This window comes from Streptomyces sp. NPDC005263, assembly GCF_042872365.1.
In the GTDB taxonomy this organism is placed as follows: Bacteria; Actinomycetota; Actinomycetes; order Streptomycetales; family Streptomycetaceae; genus Streptomyces.
On the sequence record NZ_JBIAKJ010000013.1, the window covers coordinates 107321 to 123328 of the forward strand.

General features: G+C 71.6%; 15 protein-coding genes. 12 read left to right on the forward strand and 3 right to left on the reverse strand.

Translation table 11 applies throughout. The features are described 5' to 3' along the window. Positions 1-92 precede the first annotated feature (92 nt). The 8 genes from ACFYRY_RS38915 to ACFYRY_RS38950 all read left to right on the forward strand — a co-directional run bounded on the left by ACFYRY_RS38915 (position 93) and on the right by ACFYRY_RS38950 (position 10879). Positions 93-2324, forward strand: coding sequence for a molybdopterin oxidoreductase family protein (locus ACFYRY_RS38915; protein ID WP_389156973.1), 2232 nt, complete (start codon positions 93-95; stop codon positions 2322-2324). A gap of 156 nt (positions 2325-2480) precedes the next feature. Beyond that, positions 2481-3920, forward strand: coding sequence for a CitMHS family transporter (locus ACFYRY_RS38920; protein ID WP_389156975.1), 1440 nt, complete (start codon positions 2481-2483; stop codon positions 3918-3920). A gap of 47 nt (positions 3921-3967) precedes the next feature. Further along, entirely contained in the window at positions 3968-5212 is a 1245-nt protein-coding gene (locus ACFYRY_RS38925; RefSeq protein WP_389156978.1) for an MFS transporter, read from the forward strand. A 102-nt stretch (positions 5213-5314) separates the two neighbouring features. Further along, a complete protein-coding gene (locus ACFYRY_RS38930; RefSeq protein WP_389156981.1) occupies positions 5315-6082 on the forward strand; it encodes a hypothetical protein in 768 nt (255 codons plus the stop codon). Further along, a complete protein-coding gene (locus ACFYRY_RS38935) occupies positions 6069-6689 on the forward strand; it encodes a class F sortase (RefSeq protein ID WP_389156984.1) in 621 nt (206 codons plus the stop codon). The genes ACFYRY_RS38930 and ACFYRY_RS38935 overlap by 14 nt, the downstream gene beginning before the upstream one ends. Before the next feature lie 233 nt (positions 6690-6922). Beyond that, a complete protein-coding gene (locus ACFYRY_RS38940; protein WP_389156987.1) occupies positions 6923-8263 on the forward strand; it encodes an ABC transporter ATP-binding protein in 1341 nt (446 codons plus the stop codon). Positions 8264-8396: 133 nt separating this feature from the next. Then, the gene (locus tag ACFYRY_RS38945; RefSeq protein ID WP_389156990.1) at positions 8397-9785 is read left to right on the forward strand and encodes an aldehyde dehydrogenase family protein; all 1389 of its coding nucleotides are present in this window, start codon (positions 8397-8399) and stop codon (positions 9783-9785) included. A gap of 11 nt (positions 9786-9796) precedes the next feature. Then, positions 9797-10879 carry a Zn-dependent alcohol dehydrogenase gene (locus tag ACFYRY_RS38950; RefSeq protein ID WP_389156992.1) on the forward strand — a complete coding sequence of 361 codons (1083 nt, stop codon included), beginning with the start codon at positions 9797-9799 and terminating at the stop codon, positions 10877-10879. Positions 10880-10927: 48 nt separating this feature from the next. On the opposite strand, the gene ACFYRY_RS38955 is transcribed toward ACFYRY_RS38950, so the two are convergent. Continuing rightward, on the reverse strand, positions 10928-11569 hold the full coding sequence (locus ACFYRY_RS38955; RefSeq protein ID WP_389156995.1) for a TetR/AcrR family transcriptional regulator: 642 nt from the start codon (positions 11567-11569) through the stop codon (positions 10928-10930). Positions 11570-11646: 77 nt separating this feature from the next. On the opposite strand from ACFYRY_RS38955, the gene ACFYRY_RS38960 reads away from it, so the two are divergent. From ACFYRY_RS38960 to ACFYRY_RS38970, 3 genes are all read left to right on the forward strand, one after another. Then, positions 11647-12798: an acyl-CoA dehydrogenase family protein gene (locus ACFYRY_RS38960; protein ID WP_389157129.1), complete on the forward strand. Its 1152-nt coding sequence runs from the start codon at positions 11647-11649 to the stop codon at positions 12796-12798. A 99-nt stretch (positions 12799-12897) separates the two neighbouring features. Continuing rightward, the gene (locus ACFYRY_RS38965; RefSeq protein WP_389156998.1) at positions 12898-13143 is read left to right on the forward strand and encodes a YiaA/YiaB family inner membrane protein; all 246 of its coding nucleotides are present in this window, start codon (positions 12898-12900) and stop codon (positions 13141-13143) included. A 90-nt stretch (positions 13144-13233) separates the two neighbouring features. Beyond that, positions 13234-13857 carry a TetR/AcrR family transcriptional regulator gene (locus ACFYRY_RS38970; RefSeq protein WP_389157001.1) on the forward strand — a complete coding sequence of 208 codons (624 nt, stop codon included), beginning with the start codon at positions 13234-13236 and terminating at the stop codon, positions 13855-13857. A gap of 13 nt (positions 13858-13870) precedes the next feature. On the opposite strand, the gene ACFYRY_RS38975 is transcribed toward ACFYRY_RS38970, so the two are convergent. Next, the gene (locus tag ACFYRY_RS38975) at positions 13871-14332 is read right to left on the reverse strand and encodes a MaoC family dehydratase (protein WP_389157004.1); all 462 of its coding nucleotides are present in this window, start codon (positions 14330-14332) and stop codon (positions 13871-13873) included. Between the two features lie 102 nt (positions 14333-14434). Between ACFYRY_RS38975 and soxR the strand changes: the two genes are divergently transcribed. Continuing rightward, complete coding sequence (gene soxR / locus ACFYRY_RS38980) at positions 14435-14953, forward strand: redox-sensitive transcriptional activator SoxR (RefSeq protein ID WP_389157007.1); 519 nt, start codon at positions 14435-14437, stop codon at positions 14951-14953. Between the two features lie 370 nt (positions 14954-15323). Here the strand turns inward: soxR and ACFYRY_RS38985 are convergent, their stop codons facing one another. Beyond that, positions 15324-15926 carry a hypothetical protein gene (locus ACFYRY_RS38985; RefSeq protein WP_389157009.1) on the reverse strand — a complete coding sequence of 201 codons (603 nt, stop codon included), beginning with the start codon at positions 15924-15926 and terminating at the stop codon, positions 15324-15326. Positions 15927-16008 lie beyond the last annotated feature (82 nt).

Genomic DNA, 16008 nt, shown 5'->3' on the forward strand with positions numbered 1-16008 from the left:
GTCGGCGCAAGGGCCTCCCCTCCGTTCATACCGGTCGGTATGCTCGGCCTCGACCCCGGCGTCACCGTCGCCGCCGCACTCCGGGAGGACCCGTGTCCCGCACCGCCCTGCGCATCTGCCCCCTCTGTGAGGCCACCTGCGGCCTCACCCTCACCATCGACGGGACCCGGGTCACCGGTGCCCGCGGTGACCAGGACGACGTGTTCAGCCGGGGGTTCATCTGCCCCAAGGGCGCCTCGTTCGGAGCCGTCGACGGCGACCCAGACCGGCTGCGCGCCCCGCTCGTCCGCAAGGACGGGGAGCTGCGGGAGGCAAGCTGGGAGGAGGCCTTCGACGCGGTCGCCGCCGGGATCCGCACGGTCGTCGAACGGTACGGGCCGCACGCCGTCGGTGTCGTCCTCGGCAACCCCAACGTGCACACCATGGCTGGCGCCCTCTACCCGACCGTGCTCCTCGCCGGGCTCGGCACCCACAGCCTCTTCACCGCCTCCACGGTCGACCAGATGCCCAAGCACGTGTCGAGCGGCTTGCTGTACGGCGACGCCAACGCGATCCCGGTACCCGACCTCGACCACACCGACCACCTCCTCCTCATCGGCGCCAACCCCCTGGAGTCCAACGGGAGTCTGTGCACCGCGCCGGACTTCCCCGGCAAGCTGAAGGCGCTCAAGGCCCGCGGCGGCACGCTCACCGTCATCGACCCCCGCCGGACCCGGACCGCCCGGCTCGCCGACCGGCACATCCCGATCCGGCCCGGCACCGACGCGCTGCTGCTCGCCGCGATGGCCCACGTCCTCTTCGACGAGGACCTCGCGCAGCTCGGCGCGCTGGCCCCGCAGGTGCAGGGGCTCGACGAACTCCGGTCAGCCGTGGGGGACTTCACCCCGGAGGCCGTGGCCGGGGCGTGCGACGTGGACGCCGCGACCATCCGCACCCTCGCCCGCGAACTGGCGGCCGCCCCCACCGCCGCCGTGTACGGCCGCATCGGCAGCTGCACCGTCCAGCACGGCACCCTCGCCAGCTGGCTCGTGGACGTCCTCACCATCCTCACCGGCAACCTCGACCGGCCCGGCGGCGCCCTCTTCCCGCAGGCCGCCACCGACAGGACACCCCGGCCCGCCGGGCCCGGCCGCGGGTTCGCGCTCGGGCGCTGGCACTCCCGGGTCGGCCGGCACCCGGAGGCCAAGGGGGAGCTGCCGCTGTCCGCGCTCGCCGAGGAGATCGACACCGCGACCGAGGAGGGCGAGCCGGTCCGGGCGCTGATCGCCGTCGCCGCCAACCCCGTCCTGTCCGCGCCGGACGGCGACCGGCTCGACAAGGCGCTCGACTCGCTCGACTTCATGGTCAGCGTCGATCCCTACCTCAACGAGACCTCGCGGCACGCCCAGGTCGTCCTGCCACCGCCCCCGCCCGCCCAGAGCCCGCACCACGACTTCGCCTTCAACACCCTCGCCGTCCGCAACCAGGTCCGCTACACCCGCCCCGCCGTCCCCCTGGAGCCGGGCAGGATGGCCGAGACCGAGATCCTGGCCCGGCTGGTCCTGGCCGCGACCGGCATGCACGGCGCCGACCCGTCCGCCGTCGACGACCTGGTCATCGCCCAGACCCTCGGCAAGGCGGTCCAGGAACCTCACTCACCCGTGCACGGCCGGGACCCGAAGGAGCTCGCCGCACAGCTCACCGGCGACAACGGCCCCGAGCGGCGGCTCGACATGATGCTGCGCCTGGGCCCCTACGGCGACGGCTTCGGCGTACGACCGGACGGCCTCAGCCTGGACAAGCTGCTGGCGCATCCGCACGGCATCGACCTCGGGCCGCTCTCCTCCCGGCTGCCGCAGCCCCTGAAGACCCGCAGCGGCGCGGTGGAACTGCTGCCCCGGCCGATCGCGGACGACCTGCCCCGGCTCAGGGACGCCCTGGAGCAACGCCCCGACGGGCTCGTCCTGGTGGGCCGCCGTCATCTGCGCTCCAACAACAGCTGGATGCACAACATCCCCGCCCTCACCGGCGGAACCAACCGCTGCACCCTGCACATCCACCCCGAGGACGCCGAACGGCTGGGCGTACGGGACGGGTCGGCCGTACGCGTCAAGGGCGCCGGGGGAGAGGTGACGGCCCCCGCGGAGGTCACCGACAGCGTGCGCCCGGGGGTGGTCAGCCTGCCGCACGGCTGGGGTCACGACCGGCCCGGCACCCGGCTCGGCCACGCCGCCACCGACCCCGGCGTGAACGTCAACCAGCTCCTCGACGGCACCCTGCTCGACCCGCTCTCGGGCAACGCGGTGCTCAACGGCATCCCCGTGAAAGTGACCTCCAGGGACTGAAAACGCACCCCCTGTGAGCTGTGCAAAGCCGTGACCAGCAGTTTTGCGCTTATTGCTCGCATGTCAACGTCTTGTTAACGCCGCTTGACGGGACCTAACGTCAACGCACCGCCGTCCCTGGTGGGATGTTCAAGGGCGAACGTTAGGTATCCACTCATGCTGACCATCCTCGGCTTCGCCATGATCGCGACCTTCCTGGTCCTGATCATGATGAAGAAGATGTCGCCGATCGCGGCGCTCGTACTGATCCCGGCACTGTTCTGCGTCTTCGTCGGGAAGGGCGCCAAGCTCGGTGACTACGTCATCGACGGCGTCACCGACCTGGCCCCGACCGCCGCGATGCTCATGTTCGCGATCGTCTACTTCGGGGTGATGATCGACGTCGGACTCTTCGACCCGGTCGTCCGGGGGATCCTGAAGTTCTGCAAGGCCGACCCGATGCGGATCGTCGTCGGCACCGCCGTCCTCGCCGCGATCGTCTCGCTCGACGGCGACGGCTCGACCACCTTCATGATCACCGTCTCGGCGATGTACCCGCTGTACAAGCGCCTCAAGATGAGCCTCGTCGTGATGACCGGTGTGGCCGCGATGGCCAACGGCGTCATGAACACCCTGCCGTGGGGCGGCCCCACCGCCCGCGCCGCCACCGCGCTGAAGGTGGACGCCAGCGACATCTTCGTCCCGATGATCCCGGCCCTCGCCGTCGGCCTGCTCGGCGTCTTCGTCCTCTCGTACGTGCTCGGCAAGCGCGAGCGCAAGCGCCTCGGCGTGCTCACGCTGGACGACGTCCTGGTGGAGGAGAAGGCCGAGGAGAAGGAGACCGAGACGGTTCTGGTCGGCGCGGGTTCCGGCGCCTCCGGCACGGGCAAGGGCACCACCGCCACCGGCGGCTCCGGCTCCGGCACGGACGCCGACGCCGACGCCGACGACGACGCCGAGGGCGACGCGGCGCGCTTCCAGGTCCTCGACCCGAACCGGGCCACCCTGCGGCCCAAGCTCTACTGGTTCAACGCGCTGATCACCGTCGTCCTGCTCACCTCCATGATCATGGAGTGGCTGCCGATCCCGGTGCTGTTCCTGCTCGGCGCCGCGCTCGTGCTCACCGTCAACTTCCCGCACATCCCCGACCAGAAGGCGCGCCTGGCCGCGCACGCCGACAACGTCCTCAACGTCGCCGGCATGGTCTTCGCCGCCGCCGTCTTCACCGGCGTCCTGCAGGGCACCGGCATGGTCGACCACATGGCCCGGTGGATGGTGGACGTCATCCCCGCAGGCATGGGCCCGCACATGGCCCTGGTCACCGGCGTCCTGAGCCTCCCGCTCACCTACTTCATGTCGAACGACGGGTTCTACTTCGGCGTCCTCCCGGTGCTCGCCGAGGCCGGCGCGGCGCACGGCGTCACGCCGCTGGAGATGGCCCGCGCCTCGCTGGTCGGTCAGCCGCTGCACATGTCGAGCCCGCTCGTCCCGGCCGTGTACGTCCTGGTCGGCATGGCCAAGGTGGAGTTCGGCGACCACACGAAGTTCGTGGTCAAGTGGGCGGCGCTCACATGCCTCATCATCCTCGGGGCAGGAATCCTCTTCGGGATCATCTGATGCGGGATCACCTGACCAACACCTGATCAACGACGAAGGATTCACACATGAGGCCCGGTGGGAACCGCGGCTGGCTGCTCCGCCTCGTCATCGCCTTCAGCTTCGCGCAGGGGGCGGTGTCGATGGCCCGGCCCGCCGTCTCCTACCGGGCCCTCGCGCTGGGCGCGGACGAGCGGGCGATCGGCGTCATCGCGGGCGTGTACGCACTGCTGCCGCTCTTCGCCGCGGTGCCGCTGGGCCGCCGTACCGACCACGGCCGTTGTGCGCCCCTGCTGCCCATCGGCGTGGTCCTGATATCCGGCGGCTGCGCCCTGAGCGGGGTGGCCAACTCCCTGTGGGCGATGGCGATCTGGAGCGGGGTGATGGGCCTGGGCCACCTCTGCTTCGTGATCGGCGCCCAGTCACTCGTCGCCCGCCAGTCCGCGCCGCACGAACAGGACCGCAACTTCGGTCACTTCACCATCGGCGCATCCCTCGGCCAACTGATCGGCCCGATCGCCGCGGGCGCGCTGATCGGCGGCCGGGACATGGCAGGCACCAGCGCGCTCGCCCTCGTCGTGGCGGGCGCGTCAGCGGCGATCGCGTTCACCTCGCTGTGGCGCATCGAGGACCGTACGACGGTCAAGTCCCGTACGGAGCAAGGCGACCGGGTCCCCGTCCAGCGCATCCTGCGCGCCCGGGGCGTACCCGCGGGCATCTTCGTCAGCCTCTCCGTGCTGTCCGCGACGGACATCCTCACCGCCTACCTCCCGGTGGTCGGCGAACACCGGGGCATCGCCCCGTCCGTGGTCGGCCTCCTGCTCAGCCTGCGGGCCGCGGCCACCATCGCCTGCCGCCTGGTGCTGACGCCGCTACTGCGGATGCTGGGCCGGCCGCTGCTGCTCACCGTCACCTGTCTGCTGGCGGCCGTGCTGTGCGCCGCCATCGCGCTGCCGGTGCCGGTCTGGGCGCTGGCTCTGATCCTCGCCGTCCTCGGCTTCTGCCTCGGCGTCGGACAGCCGCTGTCCATGACGACGGTGGTCCAGGCCGCCCCCGACGCGGCCCGCTCCACCGCCCTCGCCCTGCGCCTGACCGGCAACCGCCTCGGCCAGGTCGCCGCGCCCGCCGCGGCCGGCCTGGTCGCGGGGGCCGCGGGCGTGGCCGCGCCGTTCGTGATGCTGGGGGCGCTGCTGTTGCTCTCGGCGGGCACCGCGCTGCGCGCTCCGGCGCCCCAGCAGGGCGGTCAGGCGGCCGGGGGCGCCCCGCAGGGGAGCGGACCCGGGGCCCGGTTGCGCCGGTCGAGCGATATCTGACGGCGCGTCGGGCCTCGCTCCCGCACGGCGGGTGCTGGATGTGAAAGAGAGTCACGTGAAAGAGCGATTTGTATGAAAATCGTCTGACTCGGAGGAACATCCATGCGCACCTTGATGCCCCCGCCTGTCGCCGGCCGCCTCGGCGTCACGGCCCTGACCGTCCTCACGGCGGCCGGAGCAACCTGGCTCGCGACACCGACTGCCGCGGCCGTCACCGGTCCGGACATCCTGATCCACGACGTGCGCACGCCGTACGGTTCGGCGACGGACGACCTTGTGGTCTGCAGGTTCCGCCTCGACGCCGTCGGCTTCCCAACCACCGCCAACACGACTGTCGGCTACACGATCACCGCGCAGGTGCCCCCCAGCGCCGTCACCACGACGGGCACCATCCCCCTCAACAACGGCGCCGGCCAGAGCAACCCGATCGAGCTGCCCGACGGGCAGTACGTGCTCACCTGGCCCACCCCCCCGGGGACCGTCACAACCCCACCCAACCAGCAGAAGGTCTTCCAGGTCGACTGCGACGAGGAGCGCAAGCACGGCAAGGCGCACGGCCCCGGCGGCCACTCGTACGAGGACCCGAGCGGCGAGAAGGGCGAGCCGGGCGGCTACGAGAGCGAGAAGCCCGGCGGCTACGAGAGCGAGAAGCCCAGCGGCTACGAGAGTGAGAAGCCCAAGGAAGAGGCCGCCTGGGGTGAGCACGAGAGCGGTGGCCCGAAGGGCGGCGTCCACGCCGGTGGCGGCGGTCTCGCCGACACCGCGCAGGCGTACACCCCGCTGAGCGCGGCCGCCGGTGTGGGCCTGGTCGCCGTCAGCGGAGCCGTGTACTTCCGCCTGCTGCGCCGACGCTCGCATGGTGCGGCGTAAGGACAGACGCAGGCCCTGGTACCGGACCCGCGCCTACCGCCTCGCCAGGACGGCCCTGATCGTGGCCGTCCTGGCGACGCTCGTCCGGTGCGGGGGGCACGCGCCCACCGCACCGGACCAGGCCGGGCAGGCCGGAGCGCCCCGGCCGCTGCCCCGGTCGCCGGCGACCACCCTGCGCGTCCCCTCACTGAAGATCGACGCGCCGGTCGTCGGGATGCGGCTCGGCGCCGACGGGCACCTCGGGACACCACCGCTCGACAAGCCCAAACTCGTCGGCTGGTACCAGGACGGCCCCACGCCGGGCGAGAAGGGCACCGCCGTCGCCGTCGGCCACCGCGACACCCTGACCGGCCCCGCGGTCTTCGCCGCCCTCGCGCAGGTGGCCCGCGGAAGCCACATCGAGGCTCGTCGGGCCGACGGCCGTACCGCCGTCTACACCGTGGACCGGGTCAAGGTCTTCGACAAGTCCACATTTCCCGACAAGGAGGTGTACGGGCCGAGCCGGCGCCCGGAGCTGCGGGTTCTCACCTGTGGCGGCCTCTTCAACCGCAAGACGGGTTACACCAGCAACGTCGTCGTCTTCGCCCATCTCACCGCGACCCGCTGACCCGCCGCCGGTCGCTCACCCGCGCGGACCCGCGGGGTCGTGCCGCCCCGCCGCCCCGCCGGCCCGCCGCGTCCGTTTCCGCCCGGCCAAAGGTCGGCCTGGATTCCGTCGTGCGTCTTCCCCCAGGCGCGTACATTCCGTTAACTTCCGTGACTTACAGCCCGTACGACTCGCACGGGCCGTTCGGTCGCGGAGCGTCAGCGCTCGCGCAGTGAGCCCCCGGGGGCACCGTCATGACACGCGCCATCTCCCTTCACGACGTGAGCAAGACCTACACGCGAGGCGTCCGCGTGGTGGACCGGCTGTCGCTGGACATCACGCCCGGCGAGTTCCTCGTCCTGCTCGGCCCCTCCGGCTGCGGCAAGTCCACCGTGCTGAGGATGATCGCCGGCCTGGAGGACATCACCGACGGACACCTGCTGCTCGACGGCGAGTACGCCAACGAGCGGCTCCCGTCCGAGCGGGACATCGCGATGGTGTTCCAGAACTTCGCCCTCTACCCGAACATGACGAGCCGCGGCAACATCGGTTTCCCGCTGCGCTTCGAGGCGCCGGGCGAGGACCCGAGTCCCCGCGTGGACGCCACCGCCCGCATGCTGGGCATCGAGGACATCCTGGACCGCTTCCCCGGCCAGCTCTCCGGTGGTGAACGCCAGCGCGTCGCCATGGGCAGGGCGATAGCCCGCCATCCGTCCGCCTTCCTGATGGACGAACCGCTCTCCAACCTCGACGCCAAGCTCCGCAACCACCTGCGCGCCGAGATCACCACGCTCACCCGGGAACTCGGCGTCACCACGGTGTACGTCACCCACGACCAGGCCGAGGCCATGTCGCTCGGCGACCGGGTCGCCGTACTGCGCGGCGGGGTGCTCCAGCAGGTGGGCACCCCGCGCTCGGTCTACGCCCTGCCGCGCAACGTCTTCGTCGCCGCCTTCATCGGCACCCCGCGCATCAACCTCCTGCGCGGCATGGTCCGCGCCCCGCTCGACGGCGCGATGACCATCAGCATCGGCAAGCAGTCCCTGCGGCTGCCCGAACCCCTGTCCCTGGACCACCAGCTGCTCCGCGTCCAGCAGGGCCGCGAGATCATCGTGGGACTGCGCTCGGAGGCCGTCCGGCTCGCCAAGCCGTCCGCCGCCCGTCCCGGTGAGGTGGCGATCAGCGGCCTGGTGGAGCACGTGGAGTTCCAGGGGCACGAGGTCCTCGTCCACTTCAACACCGGCTCCAGCCCCGCCCTCGTACCGGACCTGGAGGCCCCGCGCCCCGCCGACCGTCTGGCCCGGCGCCGCCACCGCGAGGGCGGGTCGGTCCTCGGCCGCTTCCGGGAGCGTGCGGGCGCCCTGCGCGCCGGACCGGTGGTGGTCCTGGACGACCCGGCGGAACCGGTCACCGTGTCCGAACGGCCGGACAGCCGTTTCCCCGGGGACCTGGTCGTGCGCACCACCCCCGACATCGACCTCCGGCGCGGGATGCAGGTCCCCCTGCTGGTCGACATCGCCCACCTGTTCGTCTTCGACCAGCACGGCGAACGCATCTGCCCGGCCCCGGCGCGGCTGCCGGACCTGGAGGCCTGAGGCCCACCCGGCACCCGCCCGGACCGCACGCCGTCCCCGGAGATCCCTGGCGGTAGAAAACTAACGCCGCTAGTTTATGTGGGTCGCTTACTTTGTGACGCGGACGACGCAGCCCCGCCCGGGAGGACGCACGATGAAGGCACACGACGGCATGTACATCGACGGCCAGTGGCGCCCCGCCACCGGCCCGGACGTCATCGAGGTCGTGAACCCGGTCGACGAGCGGGTCATCGCCCAGGTCCCGGCCGGAACCGCCGAGGACGTCGAAGCCGCGGTACGGGCCGCCCGTGCCGCCCTGGTGTCCTGGGCCGCCACCGCGCCCGCCGAACGGGCCGCCCGCCTCACCGCCCTGCGGGACGTCCTCGCCGCCCGCAAGGACGAGATCGCCGAGACGGTCACCGCGGAACTCGGCTCGCCCCTGACGTTCTCCCAGGCCGTGCACGCGTCCGTGCCGATCGCCGTGGCCGGTTCTTACGCCGAGCTGGCGGCGACGTACGCCTTCGAGGAGAAGGTCGGCAACTCGGTCGTCCACCAGGAGCCCGTCGGCGTGGTCGGCGCGATCACGCCCTGGAACTACCCCCTGCACCAGATCGTCGCCAAGGCCGCCCCCGCGCTGGCGGCGGGCTGCACGGTCGTCCTGAAGCCCGCCGAGGACACCCCGCTGGTCGCCCAGCTCTTCGCCGAGGCGGTCCACGAGGCCGGACTTCCGGCGGGCGTCTTCAACCTGGTCACCGGCCTCGGCCCGGTCGCCGGGCAGGCCCTCGCCGAGCACCCGGACGTCGACCTGGTCTCCTTCACCGGCTCCACGGCCGTCGGCCGGCAGATCGGCGCGACGGCGGGCGCGGCGATCAAGAAGGTCGCGCTGGAACTCGGCGGCAAGTCCGCCAACGTCATCCTGCCGAGCGCCGACCTGGCCAGGGCGGTCAACGTCGGCGTCGCCAACGTCATGTCCAACTCTGGCCAGACGTGCAGCGCCTGGACGCGGATGCTGGTGCACCGGGAGCGGTACGAGGAGGCCGTCGAACTGGCCGCAGCGGCCGCCGCGAAGTACGGCGAACGCATCGGCCCGGTCGTCAACGCCACACAGCGGGCGCGGGTGCGCGGCTACATCGAGAAGGGCGTGGCCGAGGGGGCCCGGCTGGTCGCCGGCGGCACCGAGGCCCCCCGTGAACAGGGCTACTTCGTCAGTCCCACGGTCCTCGCCGACGTCACCCCCGACATGACCGTGGCCCAGGAGGAGATCTTCGGCCCCGTCCTGTCGATCCTGCGCTACGAGGACGAGGAGGACGCCCTGCGCATCGCCAACGGCACCGTCTACGGCCTCGCGGGCGCCGTCTGGGCGGGCGACGAGGCCGAGGCGGTCGCCTTCGCCCGCCGGATGGACACCGGGCAGGTCGACATCAACGGCGGCCGCTTCAACCCCTTGGCCCCGTTCGGCGGATACAAGCAGTCGGGCGTCGGCCGCGAACTCGGTTCGCACGGTCTCGCCGAGTACCTCCAGACCAAGTCCCTGCAGTTCTGAGGAGCGTCGCCGTGGTTCGTGCCGCCGTACTTCCCGCCGTGGGCGCCGCCCTGGAGATCACCGAGATCGACCTCCCCGACCCCGGGCCCGGCCAGGTCCGGGTCCGGCTCGCCGCCGCCGGGGTCTGCCACTCCGACCTGTCCCTGACCGACGGCACCATGCGGGTCCCCGTCCCCGCCGTCCTCGGCCACGAGGGCGCCGGTACGGTCGTCGCCGTGGGCGACGGGGTCGACCGTGTCCGGCCCGGCGACGACATCGTCCTCAACTGGGCCCCTTCCTGCGGCAGTTGTCACGCCTGCACGCTCGGCGAGGTCTGGCTGTGCGCCAACGCGCTCAACGGGGCCGCCGACGTGTACGCGCGTCGCGCCTCGGACGGCACCGACCTCCACCCCGGCCTGAACGTCGCCGCGTTCGCCGAGGAGACCGTCGTGTCGGCGGACTGCGTCCTCCCGGCGCCGGAGGGCGTCCCACTGACCGACGCCGCCCTCCTCGGCTGCGCCGTCCTCACCGGCTACGGCGCCGTCCACCACTCGGCGCGGGTCCGCGCGGGGGAGACGGTCGCGGTGTACGGCGTCGGCGGCGTGGGCCTCGCCGCCCTCCAGGCCGCCCGGATCGCGGGCGCGTCCAGGATCGTCGCGGTCGACGTCTCCCCGGCGAAGGAGGAGCTGGCGCGGGCGGCCGGAGCCACCGACTATGTCGTCGCCTCCGACACCACGGCCCGGGAGATCCGTGCCCTCACCGGCAAGCAGGGCGTCGACGTGGCCGTCGAGTGCGTGGGCCGCGCGGTCACCATCCGCACCGCCTGGGAGTCCACCCGCCGCGGCGGCCGTACGACGGTCGTCGGCATCGGCGGCAAGGACCAGCAGGTCACCTTCAACGCCCTGGAGATCTTCCACTGGGGCCGGACCCTGGCGGGCTGCGTCTACGGCGACTGTGACCCGGCGCGGGACCTGCCGGTCATCGCCGAACACGTCCGGGCGGGCCGCCTGGACCTGGGCGCGCTGGTGACCGAACGGATCGGCCTGGAGGGCATTCCGGCGGCCTTCGAGAACATGCTGGCGGGCAAGGGCGGACGGGCGCTCGTGGTGTTCTGATCTGGGTGGGACGCCCGGAGCCCTCGGCTGCTGCTGCGCGGCCGCGGCCTACGCCGTCCGCCTGACCTGCTCGTACTGCTGGGCGAGCCCGTCCAGCAGTACGGTCAACCCGGTCTCGAAGGCCCGTTCGTCGATCTTCTCCTGCTGCTCGGCGAGGAGGTGGGCCTGGCCGAGGTGCGGATAGTCGGCGGGGTCGTACGCGTCGGCGTCGTCCACGAAACCGGCGGCGAAGGAGCCGAGCGCGGAGCCCATGACGAAGTACCGCATCAGCGCGCCGATGGACGTGGCCTGCGCCGGAGGCCAGCCCGCCGCCACCATCCCGCCGAAGACGGCGTCGGCGACCCGCAGCCCCGCCGGTCGGCGGCCCGGGCCGCGGGCCAGGACGGGCACGATGTTCGGATGGTCGCGCAGGGCGGCCCGGTAGGAGACGGCCCAGTCGTGCAGCGCGGTCCGCCAGTCCCGGCCGTCCTCGAACATCGACAGGTCGACCTGGGCGCTCACCGAGTCGGCGACCGCCTCCAGGATCTCGTCCTTGGTGCGGAAATGGTTGTAGAGCGAGGGCCCGCTGACCCCCAGTTCGGCGGCGAGCCGACGCGTGGAGACGGCCGCGAGGCCCTCCGCGTCCACGAGCACGCGGGCCGCCTGGACGATCCGGTCGGTGCTGAGGAGGGGCTTGCGCGGTCGGGCCATGGCGCACATAGTAGGGCTGCGAGCAAAAACTAGCAGTGCTAATTTAAATGTACGGTCTTCAAGTGGGGTGGCTCGGCGTGAACCTGGAGCTCAGCGAGGAGCAGACTGCCGTGCGGCGGCTCGCGAGGGACTTCGTGGAGCGTGAGATCGCCCCGCACGTCATCGCGTGGGACCGCGCCGAGGAAGTCGACCGCTCGATCGTGAAGAAGCTCGGCGAGGTCGGTTTCCTCGGTCTGACCGTCGACGAGGAGTACGGCGGCTCGGGCGGCGACCATCTCGCGTACTGCCTGGTCACGGAGGAGCTCGGCCGCGGGGACTCGTCCGTGCGCGGGATCGTGTCCGTCTCGCTCGGCCTGGTCGCCAAGACGATCGCCGCCTGGGGGGACGAGGAGCAGAAGCGGCAGTGGCTGCCCGGGCTCACCTCCGGCGCGTACGTCGGCTGCTTCGGCCTCACCGAACCGGGCACCGGATCCGACGCCGGCCACCTCGCCACCCGCGCGGTCCGGGACGGCGCGGAGTACGTCCTCGACGGCACCAAGACGTTCATCACCAACGGCACCTGGGCCGATGTCGTGCTGCTCTTCGCCCGCTCCACCGACGCCCCCGGTCACCGGGGAGTGTCCGCCTTCCTGGTGCCGGCCGACACTCCCGGCCTGACCCGCCGCACCATCCACGGCAAGCTCGGCCTGCGCGGCCAGGCGACCGCGGAACTGGTCCTCGAGGGCGTGCGCGTCCCGGCCTCCGCGATGCTCGGCCCCGAGGGCAAGGGCTTCTCGGTCGCCATGTCGGCGCTGGCCAAGGGCCGGATGTCGGTCGCGGCGGGCTGCGTGGGGATCGCCCAGGCCGCCCTCGACGCGGCCGTCCGGTACGCGGGCGAGCGCGAGCAGTTCGGGAAGACGATCGCCCATCACCAGCTCATCCAGGAGCTGATCAGCGACATCGCTGTGGACGTGGACGCGGCCCGGCTGCTCACCTGGCGGGTCGCCGACCTGATCGACCGCGGCCGGCCCTTCGCCGTCGAGTCCTCCAAGGCCAAGTTGTTCGCCTCGGAGGCGGCCGTCCGCGCCGCCAACAACGCGCTCCAGGTCTTCGGCGGCTACGGCTACATCGACGAGTACCCGGCGGGCAAACTGCTGCGCGACGCCCGGGTGATGACCCTCTACGAAGGCACCAGCCAGATCCAGAAACTGGTCATCGGGCGGGCACTGACCGGGGTTTCGGCGTTCTGAGCCCCAGCGGGCGAGCCTGCCGGGCGGCGAGTGGTCTGAGTACCGCCCTGAGTACTTCGGCGGATGTGACACGCGCCATGTCCGCCGATTCTTTCTCCCATGAGTGACACACCGGGCAAGCAGCAGAACACGGCAGCCTTCTACGGCCAGGCCGTCGCGTCCTTCTCCGTCGCCATGGCGGCCACCGCCATCGGCATCTTCAAGCTGAACGCCGACGCCTGGGTCCGGGCGTTCCTGGCGATCGCCGTCCTGTACCTGGTCACCTCCGCGTTCACCCTCTCCAAGGTCATCCGGGACCGCCAGGAAGCGGCGACACTCTCCTACCACCCCTTCGAGAAGCTCTGAGCTCGCTCAGGGGTCCTTGAAGAGACCCCTAAGCGCTCGCTCACCTTCGGCGGTATGGTGGGAGCCGTGTCAGTGGAGAGGGAGCGTGCGATGGGTACGGCGGAGGAGACGGCCGACGGCGAGGCGTCGGCGTGGGGCGAGGTCACGCCCGACGCGGCTCGGCGGCTGCTCGTCGCGGCGGTGGAGGCCTTCGCCGAGCGCGGCTACCACGCCACGACGACCCGTGACATCGCGGGCCGCGCCGGCATGAGCCCGGCCGCGCTCTACATCCACTACAAGACCAAGGAGGAACTCCTCCACCGCATCAGCAGGATCGGCCACGCGAAGGCCGTGGACATCCTGCGGGTGGCGGCCCGGGGGGAGGGCAGCGCGACCGAGCGGCTCGCCGACGCGGTCAGTTCCTTCGTACGCTGGCACGCGGGCGGTCGTACCACCGCCCGGGTCGTGCAGTACGAACTCGACTCCCTCGGCCCGGACGCCCGCGCCGAGATCCTCGCGCTGCGCCGCCAGTGCGACGCCGAGGTGCGCGGGATCCTCGAGGACGGCATGGCCACGGGCGAGTTCGACGTGCTCGACGTGCCCGGCACCACCCTCGCCGTGCTCTCCCTCTGCGTCGACGTGGCCCGCTGGTTCAACGTCGCGGGTTCCCGGACACCCGAGGAGGTCGGCGCGCTGTACGCCGACCTCGTGCTGCGGATGGTGGGGGCGAAGTAGGGCGTCCCCGGCGTCAGAGGTAGTAGCGCGACACCGACTCCGCGACGCACACCGGCTTGTCCCCACCCTCGCGCTCCACACTGAACGCGACGGTCACCTGGACACCGCCGGTCACATCCGTGACGTCGGTGATCGTGGCGGTGGCGCGCAGGCGGGAGCCGACCGGGACCGGGGCGGGGAAACGGACCTTGTTCGTCCCGTAGTTGACGCCCATCTTCACGCCCTCGACCTTGATCAGCTGGGGGCCGAAGAGGGGCAGCAGGGACAGGGTCAGATAGCCGTGCGCGATGGTGGTCCCGAAGGGTCCCGAGGCGGCCCGCTCCGGGTCCACGTGGATCCACTGGTGGTCACCGGTCGCCTCCGCGAACAGGTCGATCCGCTTCTGGTCGACCTCCAGCCAGTCGGTGTGCCCGAGCTGCTCGCCCACCGCCGCCTTCAGATCGTCGGCGGACGTGAAGATCCTCGGCTCTGCCATGTCCCGGCCTCTCGTGTGATGTCTAAGCGACTGCTTAGCATGGTCGTCCGAGCATCGCATGTCAACGGACCTCGTGGGCGAATGATGGGTAGGGTTCGAGGGGTGCCCCAGATTCCTGAGAAGATCCACGAGCTCACGGTCGGTCAACTCGCCGCACGCAGCGGCGCCGCCGTCTCCGCCCTGCACTTCTACGAGTCCAAGGGCCTGATCAGCAGCCGCCGGACCGCGGGCAACCAGCGCCGCTACTCGCGTGACGCGTTGCGCCGGGTCGCCTTCGTCCGCGCCGCGCAACGCGTCGGTATCCCGCTGGCGACGATCCGCGAGGCGCTCGCCGAACTCCCCGAGGAACGCACTCCGACCCGCGAGGACTGGGCCCACCTCTCCGAGACCTGGCGCTCCGAACTCGACGAACGCATCAAACAACTCAACCGCCTCCGCGACCACCTCACCGACTGCATCGGCTGCGGCTGCCTCTCCCTGGAGGGCTGCGTCCTGTCCAACCCGGACGACGTGTTCGGCGAACGGCAGGCGGGGTCGCGGCTGTTGGTGGAGCGGGGCAAGGACCGCCCCACGCCCGTCGGCCGCCAACAGGGGGAACGGGACCCGGAGAGCTGCTGCTGAGGCCGACGCCCGCGACACGTGCCGGACCTCGCACCCCGCTCTACGGCGGCCGCCGCCGCGCGCGCCCGTACTGGGCAGTTGACGGAAGCGTGGTCGGGAAGCGCGGTCCAACTCAGGATCCGCTCCGCCCGGACCACCGGATCCGGTTCCGCCCGGGCGCCGACTGGACCGCCGCAAGGGAACAAGCGAGGGTGCGGCATCCCCGGCGCACCCCCGCAACGCACGGTTCCTAGGTAGCTTCGGCGGCTCGGGCAGCTTCGTTCCGGCTTGGGTGGTTTGGGTCGCGCTTGAATCGCTCTGGTCGCGTTCAGGTAACTCTGGTCGCGTTCGGGTCGCTCCGGTCGCGTTCGGATCGCTCTGGTCGGTTCGGTCAGGCCGGTACCAGCAGCCTTCCGCGCCTGGCGTCCGCCAGGGCCTCGGGCGTGAGCACGGGTCGCGGTACGAGAATCCCGCAGCCCGCGCAGACCGGGCCGGTCGAGGGTTCGTGGTCCAGTTCGTACTTCCAGACGAGGCGTTCCCCGCCGCACGCCGGACACTCGGCGCCCGGCTCCCGCTCCAGCGCGGAGATCAGGCGGCGCAGTACCTCCGCCAACGGCTCATGGGGATGGACCCGAGGGTCGTCGCACCAGGCGACTCCGAACCCGCCCCAGGTCAGCCGGTGCCAGTCGTCCACGCTGCCCGGCCTGCGCAGCCCGTCGTGCTTCTCCTTCTTGCGCCGCTCGGCGAACTCGACCTCGTAGGCCAGCCAGACCGAACGCGCCTCCTCCAGTTCCTCCAGTGCGGCCACGAGCCGCGCCGGGTCGGGGGAGCGGTCCTCCGGACCGAAACCGGCCCGGGAGCACAAATGGTCCCAGGTCGCCCTGTGTCCGTAAGGGGCGAACCGCTCAAGGCACTTGCGGAGCGAGTAACGCCGCAGCGCCAGATCGCACCGGGGGTCGCGCACCTGTCTCGCCAGACTCCGGAAACCGGCCATCGCCCTGCACCTCCGTCACACCTGCACCTGTACTTCGGTCACTTCGGCGTCGTCCAACGGACGTCGCCGAATAGACGTATCG